The sequence below is a fragment of the Collinsella aerofaciens genome (assembly GCF_028206795.1).
Taxonomy (GTDB): Bacteria; Actinomycetota; Coriobacteriia; order Coriobacteriales; family Coriobacteriaceae; genus Collinsella; species Collinsella aerofaciens_AX.
On record NZ_JAQLFJ010000002.1, the window covers coordinates 200092 to 209766 of the forward strand.

Annotated in this window: 16 protein-coding genes and 10 tRNA genes; 2 read left to right on the forward strand and 24 right to left on the reverse strand. The window is 58.2% G+C overall.

The window, feature by feature from the left end; translation table 11 throughout:
• Positions 1-25 precede the first annotated feature (25 nt).
• The 24 genes from PMX70_RS02120 to PMX70_RS02235 form a co-directional block, all read right to left on the reverse strand.
• Positions 26-1144, reverse strand: coding sequence for an RtcB family protein (locus tag PMX70_RS02120; protein ID WP_271742713.1), 1119 nt, complete (start codon positions 1142-1144; stop codon positions 26-28).
• 25 nt (positions 1145-1169) lie between these two features.
• Positions 1170-1601 carry a dUTP diphosphatase gene (gene dut, locus PMX70_RS02125; RefSeq protein ID WP_271742714.1) on the reverse strand — a complete coding sequence of 144 codons (432 nt, stop codon included), beginning with the start codon at positions 1599-1601 and terminating at the stop codon, positions 1170-1172.
• Positions 1591-1755, reverse strand: a complete 165-nt coding sequence (locus PMX70_RS02130) for a hypothetical protein (protein WP_271742715.1) — start codon at positions 1753-1755, stop codon at positions 1591-1593. Before PMX70_RS02130 ends, dut begins: the two co-directional genes overlap by 11 nt.
• A 54-nt stretch (positions 1756-1809) precedes the next feature.
• Complete coding sequence (locus PMX70_RS02135; RefSeq protein WP_271742716.1) at positions 1810-2037, reverse strand: hypothetical protein; 228 nt, start codon at positions 2035-2037, stop codon at positions 1810-1812.
• A 10-nt stretch (positions 2038-2047) separates the two neighbouring features.
• Positions 2048-2494, reverse strand: a complete 447-nt coding sequence (locus PMX70_RS02140; protein WP_271742717.1) for a single-stranded DNA-binding protein — start codon at positions 2492-2494, stop codon at positions 2048-2050.
• Positions 2494-2808 (reverse strand): integration host factor, actinobacterial type, encoded by a 315-nt coding sequence (mihF, locus tag PMX70_RS02145; RefSeq protein ID WP_271742719.1) that lies wholly within the window; start codon positions 2806-2808, stop codon positions 2494-2496. The genes PMX70_RS02140 and mihF overlap by 1 nt, the downstream gene beginning before the upstream one ends.
• Positions 2808-3647, reverse strand: coding sequence for a recombinase RecT (locus tag PMX70_RS02150; RefSeq protein WP_271742720.1), 840 nt, complete (start codon positions 3645-3647; stop codon positions 2808-2810). Before PMX70_RS02150 ends, mihF begins: the two co-directional genes overlap by 1 nt.
• Positions 3648-3649: 2 nt before the next feature.
• Entirely contained in the window at positions 3650-4567 is a 918-nt protein-coding gene (locus PMX70_RS02155) for a YqaJ viral recombinase family nuclease (RefSeq protein WP_271742722.1), read from the reverse strand.
• Positions 4555-5022 carry a RusA family crossover junction endodeoxyribonuclease gene (locus PMX70_RS02160; RefSeq protein ID WP_271742723.1) on the reverse strand — a complete coding sequence of 156 codons (468 nt, stop codon included), beginning with the start codon at positions 5020-5022 and terminating at the stop codon, positions 4555-4557. Before PMX70_RS02160 ends, PMX70_RS02155 begins: the two co-directional genes overlap by 13 nt.
• Positions 5019-5357 carry a hypothetical protein gene (locus PMX70_RS02165; RefSeq protein ID WP_271742724.1) on the reverse strand — a complete coding sequence of 113 codons (339 nt, stop codon included), beginning with the start codon at positions 5355-5357 and terminating at the stop codon, positions 5019-5021. Before PMX70_RS02165 ends, PMX70_RS02160 begins: the two co-directional genes overlap by 4 nt.
• Positions 5347-6162, reverse strand: coding sequence for a phage antirepressor (locus PMX70_RS02170; protein WP_271742725.1), 816 nt, complete (start codon positions 6160-6162; stop codon positions 5347-5349). Before PMX70_RS02170 ends, PMX70_RS02165 begins: the two co-directional genes overlap by 11 nt.
• 63 nt (positions 6163-6225) lie before the next feature.
• Positions 6226-6453 carry a hypothetical protein gene (locus tag PMX70_RS02175; protein WP_271742726.1) on the reverse strand — a complete coding sequence of 76 codons (228 nt, stop codon included), beginning with the start codon at positions 6451-6453 and terminating at the stop codon, positions 6226-6228.
• A gap of 3 nt (positions 6454-6456) precedes the next feature.
• Complete coding sequence (locus tag PMX70_RS02180) at positions 6457-6876, reverse strand: hypothetical protein (protein WP_271742727.1); 420 nt, start codon at positions 6874-6876, stop codon at positions 6457-6459.
• A 41-nt stretch (positions 6877-6917) separates the two neighbouring features.
• Positions 6918-7000 (reverse strand) — tRNA-Trp (locus PMX70_RS02185).
• A 76-nt stretch (positions 7001-7076) separates the two neighbouring features.
• Positions 7077-7152, reverse strand: a tRNA-Arg gene (locus tag PMX70_RS02190).
• A gap of 3 nt (positions 7153-7155) precedes the next feature.
• Positions 7156-7246: transfer RNA gene (locus PMX70_RS02195), tRNA-Ser, on the reverse strand.
• 2 nt (positions 7247-7248) lie between these two features.
• Positions 7249-7337: transfer RNA gene (locus tag PMX70_RS02200), tRNA-Ser, on the reverse strand.
• 5 nt (positions 7338-7342) lie between these two features.
• Positions 7343-7416 (reverse strand) — tRNA-Gly (locus PMX70_RS02205).
• 2 nt (positions 7417-7418) lie between these two features.
• Positions 7419-7494: transfer RNA gene (locus PMX70_RS02210), tRNA-Ile, on the reverse strand.
• Between the two features lie 89 nt (positions 7495-7583).
• Positions 7584-7659, reverse strand: a tRNA-Asn gene (locus tag PMX70_RS02215).
• Position 7660: 1 nt separating this feature from the next.
• Positions 7661-7736 (reverse strand) — tRNA-Phe (locus PMX70_RS02220).
• A 55-nt stretch (positions 7737-7791) separates the two neighbouring features.
• Positions 7792-7866 (reverse strand) — tRNA-Met (locus PMX70_RS02225).
• Position 7867: 1 nt separating this feature from the next.
• A tRNA-Gln gene (locus tag PMX70_RS02230) sits at positions 7868-7944 on the reverse strand.
• 412 nt (positions 7945-8356) lie between these two features.
• Positions 8357-8566: a helix-turn-helix domain-containing protein gene (locus PMX70_RS02235; RefSeq protein WP_271742729.1), complete on the reverse strand. Its 210-nt coding sequence runs from the start codon at positions 8564-8566 to the stop codon at positions 8357-8359.
• Between the two features lie 144 nt (positions 8567-8710).
• On the opposite strand from PMX70_RS02235, the gene PMX70_RS02240 reads away from it, so the two are divergent.
• On the forward strand, positions 8711-9076 hold the full coding sequence (locus PMX70_RS02240) for a helix-turn-helix domain-containing protein (RefSeq protein WP_271742730.1): 366 nt from the start codon (positions 8711-8713) through the stop codon (positions 9074-9076).
• Positions 9076-9612 carry a hypothetical protein gene (locus PMX70_RS02245; protein WP_271742731.1) on the forward strand — a complete coding sequence of 179 codons (537 nt, stop codon included), beginning with the start codon at positions 9076-9078 and terminating at the stop codon, positions 9610-9612. Before PMX70_RS02240 ends, PMX70_RS02245 begins: the two co-directional genes overlap by 1 nt.
• Positions 9613-9675: the final 63 nt, after the last annotated feature.

Below are 9675 nucleotides of genomic sequence, written 5' to 3' on the forward strand. Positions count from 1 at the left end.
GGGGCTGGCATATGCCGTTTCACGTTTACATGGAGCGGTCATGTCGCCACCCCCTCATGTCGGTCGCCTTGAGGTTCCAAATCGGCTTTAGGTGATGGATGACCTCAACTGTCGGCTCGATAAGCCGCAATATCTCGTCGGCGCTCTTATATGCCTCAGGCGATTCGTCGAGCGTCGCTTCACAGGCGCTCGGGCAGTAGATGCCAGCCTCTTTCATCTCTGATACAAACTTCTCGGTGTCCAAGTTGGCGCGTGCCTGCGCACGACTCATGACACGACCAGCGCCGTGGGGAGCGGACTCGTTCCAATCATTGTTGCCCTTGCCGACGGCGATTACTGAGCCGTCGCGCATGTTGAACGGGATAAGGACCTTCTCGCCAGTGTGTGCGCTGATTGCGCCCTTGCGGATAACGTTGTCATCGGATATGTAGTTGTGCATCGTCTCGAATCGAGCGCTCAGGTCCAGCTTGATTCCAGTGCGTTCCTTAATCTGCTTGAGAATGTGGAAACGGTTATCAGTAGCGTATCTCTGGCAGATACGCATGTCGTTGAGATATGCGCTTGCCGCAAAGCTCACGAGGTACTTGAGATCGCGAGGAACATCTTCCTTGCACATTTCCTGCGCCATTGTCTGGTGATACTCGGCTACCTGTTTGCCCAGATTGCGAGAACCGGTGTGAACCACAAGATATTGATACCCATACTCGTCCTCGTCGAGTTCAACGAAGTGGTTGCCGCCGCCCAGCGTGCCGATGGAGCACTCAATCCGCTCGACCCCTTTGAGATAGGCGCCATTCACAACACCGTAGTCATTCTCAAGGCTGCATTTCGGCTCGTTGTGAACGCTGAACCCAGTTGGTACAGCTTTCTTCACGTCGCGGTTGAATTGAATCAAATCGTAGCGGTCGATACGCTCGTCGAGAGGGGCGCAGAGCATACCGCAACCGATGTCGACTCCGACCAGATTCGGAATAACCTTGTCGCCAAGGTTCGCTGTGAACCCGATCACGCAACCCTTTCCGGCGTGGGCGTCGGGCATGATGCGAATCGTGGCACCCTCGAAAGCCGGACACGATGCAATCTCGTCAACCTGCTTCTTGGCGCTCTCCTCAAGATTCTCAGCGAAAATCTTTACATCTACCATTTTGACCTCCTTTTATATAAGTGCGTTACTCGACCCCAGTGCTGCCGTAGCCGTTCGCCCCACGGTCGCTGTCCGACAGCTCGTCGACGTTCAGGAAATCGACGTCCTCGCACTTGATGATTACCATCTGGCAGACGCGATCGCCCGGATACACCGTGAAGGCCTTCTCGCCAAGGTTGAGCAGCTTGGCCTTGATGGGGCCTCGGTATCCCGAGTCGATGATGCCGACTCCGTTCGACAGGCAGATGCCGTAGTTGCACCCGAGTCCCGAGCGCGGGGCCTGCAAACCGAAGTAGCCATCGGGAATCTCCATGCTCACGCCGAGGTCAATCCAGGCGGACTCCCCGACCCCGATGGTCACGGGACGCGGAATGAAGGCCCGCATGTCTGCTCCGGCATCGCCCTTGTGCTTTCGCTCGGGCGTGTGCCCGTACTCAGCGACGGTCTTAATCTCCATCTGTTCCATCTCCTTCCAGCGGGTGCGCACGACCCGCCAACGGGTAGCTGGCCTTGAACCAGTCGCATTTGCAGGGACACTCGATGCACAGCCGGAAGTCCTCGCGGTCGAAATCCGAGTCGGTAACGACGGCGCCCGTCTTGCACTCGTTCAAAAGCCACCTCCTTCCAGAAGCGGGACGGCCCGTGAAGGCCGCCCCGCACACAAATCAGTACTCGACGAAGCCGTTACAAGGCTCGTCGCTTTCCTCGATCGCGTTCTCCTGCACCCAGCCGAGCACGTCCGCAGCGCCGATGCTCTGGCGCTCGTCGTACCACTGGGCGTACTTTCGCTTGCAGAAGCCGCAGCCGCTCTCGCCGATGAACGCGAACGACTCGCATTGTCCGCACTCGTAGTTGGGTCCGGCGTCTGGCGCGCCGTCGCGCTCAAGATTCATCTGAATCCTCCTAGAACGGAATGTCCTCGTCATAGACCTCGGCAGCGGCGACAGGAGCCGCCTGACGGGGCGCTGCGGGGCGAACGGGAGCGGGAACAGGCGTGCTGATAACGGCACCGCCCTGCTCGTCTCGGCGGCTCATGAACTCAATCTCGTCCACGATGACCTCCAGCTTGGAACGGCGCTCGCCGTCGCGCTCCCAAGAGCTGTAGCGCAGCTTGCCCTCGATGGCGACCTTGGAACCCTTGGCGAGGTAGTTGGCAATCTTCTCGGCGCGGGTGCCGAACATGGTGCAGTCGACGAAGTTCGGGTAGTCCTCCCACTCGCCGGTCTGCTGGTTCTTGCGTCGGTCGTTGACGGCGATGCCGAAGCTGAGCACCTGCGAACCGCTCTGGGTGGCGCGAAGCTCTGGGTCGCGGGTCAGGTTGCCCGTGACCAGCACTCGGTTAATGGACACTATTTCTTCCTCTCGTTGAGCAGCTTCACGATCTTGTCGCGCTGTCGGCAACCGAGGCTACCGAGACGGCGCTTCTCGTCGATGCCAAGCTCCTCCAAAATCTGATCGGTCTTGGTCTTGCCGACGCCCGGCAGGGACCCGATAAAGTAGCGCAGGCGCATACGCTGCGCCTCGGGAGCGTCGAGCACTTCAAGCGGCTCGACCTCCATCCACTTCATCTTGCGGCGAATCTCGGCGAGCTGTTTGCGCGCCTCGGTCGCCTTTTTGAGCGCCAGCTTGCGCTCCTCCTCGGTAAGCTCATGGTTGGTGGGCATTACTCGGAAACCTCCTCGATAATCTCGCCAGTCTCGGCGTCTACGTTTGCGGGCATATCGGTCGGCTCGGGAGCCAGCGGGTCCTCGAAAAGGCGGTTGCCCTCCTCGTCGAGGACGATCGGGGTGCGGTCATCAGCCGCGACGATGCTTGCCTGCTCGACGGAACGCGGGAGCTTGCCACGGTTGAACGCTTTACGGATGACAGTCTTTTCCGCCATTGCCGCGTAGTCCGTGACCCAGGGTCCGAACTTCGAGGTCTTGGAGCGCTCCCTGATTTTGTCGATTTCATTTTTGGTCATCTTTGTGAACACGAATCCACCGTCTTTCAGGTGGCACGTCAAATAGACCAGCTTAAGGTCCTCGTCATTGTGCTCGGAGTCGAAGTTGGGCCTGTAGTGGAAATGCTTACCGGTCTCGTCCTCGTAGTAATCGAAATCGTCGCCCTCGTAGACGCACTCGGTGTCAATGGTGCTGACCTGACCAGAGCGGCGGACAAGCTCCAGCATTCCGTTCTTGCCGAGCTGGAACTGGGCCTCCATGCGTTTGGTCTGTTTGTTGTAGTACGGCAGGACGTATGCGTTGCCCATGATGTCGTTCGGCTCGACACCAAGCTCGGCGCACTTCATGCAGCACGCGAGGATGCTCTGGACGGAGCACTCGGCGAGCTTGGGCGTCTGCTTGTACGTGGCGATCGCCAGCTGAGTCAGTCGCTCGGGCGTGAAGCCCTTGGGCATGACCGCCTGCAGCTGCGGTGCGCAACGCTTGATAAGTCCGGCGAAGGAGTTGTCCTGATTCTGGGACTGCTTAATCTCCTGTTTCGCCTGCGTGATAGCTCCCAAAGTTATTCCTTCTCTTTCTTAGCGGCGGCGAACCTGATGCCGCCGTTCGTGTCTTGACCGTTCTTCTTGTAGCGCGACCAGGTGAACCTGCCGTCCGGCGTGACAATCCCTCGGTTGTCGCCGATTAGCTGGCACAGCCTGTTGACGGCGCCTTGGTATTCCTTGACCGCAGCGTCTCGGGACTCCTTGGCATTCAGCCAGTCGGTGGCCTCCTTCGGAGTCTTGTCCATGTCGACAAGCTCGCCGGGCGTCCGGTGCTTTGCGAGGAGCGCCTTGATTTCAGCCCCGACCTCTCCGATCGGCGGCTCGACGTCGTCCTCGACCATCGACCAGAAGTCATCGACCTCCTTGTTGACGGCTCGGACGTCCTCCTCGTCGCGCATGACGCGGAACTCCTTGTAAATCTGGCCGCCGATAAGCACGGCCACGTCCGCGAACTTGCGCCCGGTCACGCTCATGTAATGGGTAATCTGAGTGATGTAGTAGATGGGCACGCCGTCGTCCCAGTCGTGCTCCCTGTAGAGTGACGCCGTCTTGATTTCCAAGATTCCCCAGCCGAGATCGGGGTCTTTGACCTCGTAGTCTAGTGACGCTTGAGCGTGAGGACGCTCGATGCTCTGGCAGACGGCGTTGACGCGCCTGACGATGCGGTCTGGATGCTGACTGGCGTAATGACCACCCACGATGGGTTCGAGGATGTTCCCCCATTCAACAGCCTCATTGTCCGAGAGGTCTGCTGGCGGGATGTATCCGAGCTTTTCTGCCCAGACCTCGTAGGGGCCGCGATAATGAGAGAGTCCCATAATGGCAGCAACGTCGGAACCTCCGATTCCCTTACGGCGCTGGGCCAGCCATGCGTCGTTGTCGCCATCAGGAGTCCTGATTAGCGTGAAGTACTTGTTCTCGCCTACAATCGACATGGGTTCACCTCCGCGACCTCGTCCATGCTCATGAGTCCGAACGGGATGACGGTGATAATCATGTAGTCGTTCTCCACGCCCCTCATACGCGGCCACTTGCTTACGTCAGCCTTTACTACTTGGGAGTCGTCCTTCCAAGCAAGACCATTTAGCGCGTCGGAAATCAACTTTCCGATGTTGTCCCAGTCTGGCTTGAACGTATCCTCCTCACAGAGGACCTTCTTCGGACGTGACTTGGGGAGGACGCGGTACGCATCGACAATTAGGATGAACGGCTCACGCCCTGTCTGGTGTTCAGCCGGAAAGACGTTGCCCTCCCTCTCGATTGCATCAATATAGGCCGCTCGAATCGCCTGTTCATCATCGTGCGTCCGCTTGGTCGTGTAGGTGCGGCCGGTTCCAGTGAAGCGCGGCCTGTCCTTGCCACGGACGAAATCGACTCGGAACGTCGTCATAGCAGCGCTCCGATGTCCTTTAGATAGCGGTCAAGCTCGAACACGCTGATGCGTGCGCCGCGCTCGCCGTCAGGCTCGATGAAGTCGATAAGACCCTTCTCGCGGTCGCGCCGGAGCCTATCCTGTCCGAGTCCGGTGAACTTGCCGCACTCGGCTACCGTGTAGGTAATCCTCGCAGGCAACCCGGCCGCCATTGCGATCGACAGTGTCGACTGCTGCGGCTGCTCTGCTTTTGTCACGCCCTCGATGAACTCCTTTGCTGACTTCTCGACGGCCCTGAGCATCTGGTCTGCAAACCAATCAACTGTCGGTCGTCCTTTGTTGTTAGAGTCCATCTGACACCGCCCCGCAGTAGCGTCCGATGAAGTATGCTTGGCCTTTTCCAATTACTTTGGGAGTGCGGTTGATGGTGACTCGACCGTCACTATGGGTAACCGCCGTCTCCTTGATGCGGAACAGCTTCATGTCCATGGAGCGCTGGGTCGGCACGTTCCGGTTGGAGCCGGACTTGCCGAGGTAGCCGTCGCGCTGGAGCAGCTTGAAAAGTCGGTTCTGACCGATCTCAAGACCGTTCTGGCACATCATCTTGGCAAGCTCGCCAATAAGACAGGTGCCGTCGGAGTCTGCCACGGCGTCTGCGAACAGCGCCTTGGGCTTCATGTCCTCGATGGTCGCCTCGTGGAGAGCGATAAGCTCGTTCTTGCGGTCGATGGTCTTTTGGGCAATCAGCAGGGCGCGCGCCATAATGTCGGCATCGCTGTCCTCGGCGCTGGTGGCGATGTAGCCTCCGTCCTTGCGGATTGACGGCAGGACCTCGTGAGTAACCCAACGCTGGAACGGTGCGGCGTTGGGGCTGCGGCTCACCATAATCACTCGGTAGAAACCAGACTCGTTGATAAGCCTGAGTCCTCCCTTGCGGCGAGCGTCGCTGGTTTCCATCTCACACACATTCTGTGGGAGTTCCGCCGACCAGCACTTCTCGTCATCATCGAGAAGTCGAGTGATGCCGTTTGCGTCTCGGAAACCGAGAGCCTTGGCGACGTCGGTCGCGGCAAGCCAGATTTCATCTGACTCGGTCTTGGTCGCTCTGAGCTTGCCGAACCGCTCGCTGTTGAACAGCTGCAAATCTGCTACACTCATGCCGACCTCCTTCCTAGGTCAAAGCCCCCGCGCTGTGGAATGTGGCAGGGGCTTTTTTTCGTGCTATTCGGTTGTGTCTTGGTTGGGATAGACCTTCGACAGGAACATGCCGAGAGCCGTATAGATGTAGTCACCGTCGCACAGCGGCTTTGCGTTCTCTAGGCAATCCTCGAAAACGTCCTTGTGCTCCGGGTCGATTTCGATTCTGATGAACTCTGGCTCATTTTTAAAAGCCTCAATCAGCTTGAGTCCAGACAGGCACGTCTCGCCTATAACCAGATAATCGTCCATCCGCTACTCCTCGACGAAGTGCTTGATGATGTTGTTGAAGTTGCCCTTGTTGCCGTAGACCTTCTTAGCGATCGCGGCGAGCAGGCCCTTCTCCTTGTCGAACTTCTCGTTATGCGCCTTGACGACGGTCTTGGTGCCGTCCTCCCAGTAGACGATGGTCGCGGGGCCATGGAAGATGACGCGCTCGATTTTGGGCGTGCTAGCCCAGCAAAATGACCCGAGGTATTTCGGGCTTGAAACATCAGGGAACGTCCTTGATATGATGTCACGTTGCAGGGCTTCCACGATGGCTTTCTTGATGGCGTGGCAAGAATTGCAATAGTAGATTGCCTTCGCAGTGTTTTTGTCGAACCTGAGCGTGACGCTGGCGCTGGTTTCGCCGTTACAGTTTACGTGGCGATTAAGGTCGTCAATATAAACCATCAGTTACCTCCTTCTTAGGTATTTGGTTTTGGAGAAGTGGGCAGGCGCGGAGGGATTCGAACCCCCATCGGCGTTACCGCCACGGTTTTGGAGACCGCTGCTCTACCAGTTGAGCTACACGCCTGTTGAGTGCTGCCCAGGAGTCGCACCTGGTTGCGCGGATTTGCACTCCGCTGCCTAGCTGTTCGGCCAGCAGCACATGGAGTCGCCAGAAGGATTCGAACCTTCAACCTGCTGTTTAGGAGACAGCCGCCCTATCCCTTGGGCTATGACGACAAATGGAGGAGGGTGTGGGATTCGAACCCACGGATCGCTATCAACGACCTGCTGTTTTCTAGACAGCTGCAATAATCCTCTCTGCCAACCCTCCGTTGGCGGAGCATGTAGGACTTGCACCTACGGGCCTCGTGCGAGGTCTACGGGTTAGCAACCCGCTGCAGTAGCTACTGTGCCAATGCTCCGAAAGTGGAGCCGCCTGCGGGAGTCGAACCCGCATTGCCAGTTTGGAGGACCGGAGTTCTACCTTTGAACTAAGGCGGCGATGGTTGGTGCGGCTGGATTCGAACCAGCAGCCTCTCCGTTATCAACAGAGTGCTCTGACCCTTGAGCTACGCACCAATGGACCCGCCAAATGGGATCGAACCATTCACTCAGGCAGGGGCAACGTAATCCCCTGCGTGCGTCATCCCCTAGTGGAATTGGCGGCATGGCTCGCGCGGCAGGCCTCGAACCTGCGACCTCCCGGTTAACGGCCGGGCGCTCTACCAGCTGAGCTACACGCAAATGGTGGCTTGGGGAGGAGTCGAACCCCCGACGCGGTGAACTTCACTCACCCGCTCTTCCTACTGAGCTACCAAGCCGTTGGCGGGACAAACCATACGGCGCAATGGCTGCTCCGCTGGGCATGTCCCATGTTGGTCGCGGGAGGGGGATTCGAACCCCCATGTCACGGCTTATGAGGCCGTTGAGTTACCCGTACTCTATCCCGCGATGGCTTCTCGGCAGGGAATCGAACCCTGATTGACTGAACCAGAATCAGCCGTGCTAAAACCGTTACACTACCGAGAACGTGTTTGCCAGCGGCGACGGCAACCGACACGGCTGCTGTACACATCTTCTTGCGACGCGACCGCCGAAGGGCAAATGGCGGTCTGGGTTATCAGATGCCCGTATCGGCTGCTGTCGCCGCTGGCGGCTGGGGCAAGGTCACAAAACCCCAGTGTGTCCGTGGTTACCGCGCGACGCGGTCTGGCACTCACGGCTTACCACCCGCACGGCGCGATGCCGATTGGGTCCTACCACTTTCGTGGCGAATATTCGGTACTCAAAGTGCGCGTCCCGTCTGGGACATTGCGCGGTTTCCCGCGCGGACTCGGCTGCTAGTAGGGGTTCAGCAAGGAGACAAAACTGAACTGGCTCCGTGTGGTATGGGAGGAGAGAAGAGGGCAGTCGAGTCCGCGAGGGAAAACGCGGTTGGAGGCTACTGGTCTGAGTTGCGCCCAGTAAGCCAATCGAGCGAACAGCCGATGAAGTCGGCGAGGATAACGGCCTCTTGGAGAGTGAACGGGCGCTCACCTGTGAGTTTTGCGTGAGTCGCGTTCCATCCGAGTCCTAGCAAATCGGCAACTTTTTGCTGCGTGATTCCCTTTGACTTGATGTACTCCGAGACGTTCTTTGCGCAGGTATTCACTATCGTTACCTCCTTTCCGACTGCTTTCGTTCGCTAGCGGCTTTCGTTCGCTAGCTCGCAATTCCGTATGTTGCTTCTTATCGACAGTCGTGTCAACAACAATTTGGGTAAAATTACTTTCAACTAGAAGGAAAGGAGACGAAAATGACCCTTCTAGCTGGGCTGCAAGGCATCCTCGACAGCCGAAATATGAAGCCTGCCGACTTGTGTAGGCTTTGTGGATTAAGCACTGGAGTGATGTCCAACTACATGAGCGGAAAGCGCGTGCCGTCAATCGCGAACGCGATTACGATCGCCGAGGCGCTTGGCGTCACGCTCGACGAACTCGTCGGCAGGGAGCCGACGCGCTATGCGCCGCCGCCGCTGACAAAAGACGAAGAAGCGCTTCTAGACGACTACCGCAACTGCACGCCGACCTCTAAAGAGAAAATCGACGAGTACGCGGAGTTCCAGAGCGCTAAAAGCAAAGAGTCCACGCGAGATTCCAAGCGTTCTAAGAGGAGTGCGTAATGGCTAAAACCAAAGAGCCGCCGTTTCTGGTGGAGTTAATCGTTCTGCTGCTGGGCGGCATCGGTTTTCTCGTGACGCTGCCCGTGGCGGCGTGCACGCTTATCGTCGACGACTACAAGCCGTATGCGCCGTACTGGTGCGCCGCGTTCGCCGTCTGCCTGGTATGCGCCCTCGTACTCAGGAACACCGAATGGGGCAGGCGCGAGCTTCAGGACGACAAGAAGAAGCCGACCTCAGCGACGAAGCCCGAAACTGCCGAAAAGCCGGTCGCGGCCCCAAGCCAAGAAGCGATTGACACAACCCCGGAGAAGGTGAAGAAGGCCCAGCGCAAGGCGGGACTCCGCTGCCCGAAGTGCGGCTCCACCGACGTCACGTTCCTGAACAACACGTCAAAGTCCACAAGCGCTGGAAAGGCGCTCATTGGCGCCGAACTGTTCCGCCTTGAGGGCATGGTGGTCGGTGCCGCGATGGGCAGGAAGGGAAAGCGCGAGTACCTTTGCAACCACTGCGGCAAGCGGTACTCGGTCAGGAACTAGAGAGCAGGAGGCGCCGCCACCCGCCAAGATGAACGACGCCTCCAGAGGACTTATCCCACACAC

Excerpts from the sequence above, each read along its gene's own strand:
- PMX70_RS02120 (WP_271742713.1), bottom strand. The coding sequence starts at position 1,144 with ATGGTAGATGTAAAGATTTTCGCTGAGAATCTTGAGGAGAGCGCCAAG.
- dut (WP_271742714.1), bottom strand. The coding sequence starts at position 1,601 with ATGGAGATTAAGACCGTCGCTGAGTACGGGCACACGCCCGAGCGAAAG.
- PMX70_RS02135 (WP_271742716.1), bottom strand. The coding sequence starts at position 2,037 with ATGAATCTTGAGCGCGACGGCGCGCCAGACGCCGGACCCAACTACGAG.
- mihF (WP_271742719.1), bottom strand. The coding sequence starts at position 2,808 with ATGCCCACCAACCATGAGCTTACCGAGGAGGAGCGCAAGCTGGCGCTC.
- PMX70_RS02155 (WP_271742722.1), bottom strand. The coding sequence starts at position 4,567 with ATGTCGATTGTAGGCGAGAACAAGTACTTCACGCTAATCAGGACTCCT.
- PMX70_RS02160 (WP_271742723.1), bottom strand. The coding sequence starts at position 5,022 with ATGACGACGTTCCGAGTCGATTTCGTCCGTGGCAAGGACAGGCCGCGC.
- PMX70_RS02165 (WP_271742724.1), bottom strand. The coding sequence starts at position 5,357 with ATGGACTCTAACAACAAAGGACGACCGACAGTTGATTGGTTTGCAGAC.
- PMX70_RS02170 (WP_271742725.1), bottom strand. The coding sequence starts at position 6,162 with ATGAGTGTAGCAGATTTGCAGCTGTTCAACAGCGAGCGGTTCGGCAAG.
- PMX70_RS02175 (WP_271742726.1), bottom strand. The coding sequence starts at position 6,453 with ATGGACGATTATCTGGTTATAGGCGAGACGTGCCTGTCTGGACTCAAG.
- PMX70_RS02180 (WP_271742727.1), bottom strand. The coding sequence starts at position 6,876 with ATGGTTTATATTGACGACCTTAATCGCCACGTAAACTGTAACGGCGAA.
- PMX70_RS02240 (WP_271742730.1), top strand. The coding sequence starts at position 8,711 with ATGACCCTTCTAGCTGGGCTGCAAGGCATCCTCGACAGCCGAAATATG.
- PMX70_RS02245 (WP_271742731.1), top strand. The coding sequence starts at position 9,076 with ATGGCTAAAACCAAAGAGCCGCCGTTTCTGGTGGAGTTAATCGTTCTG.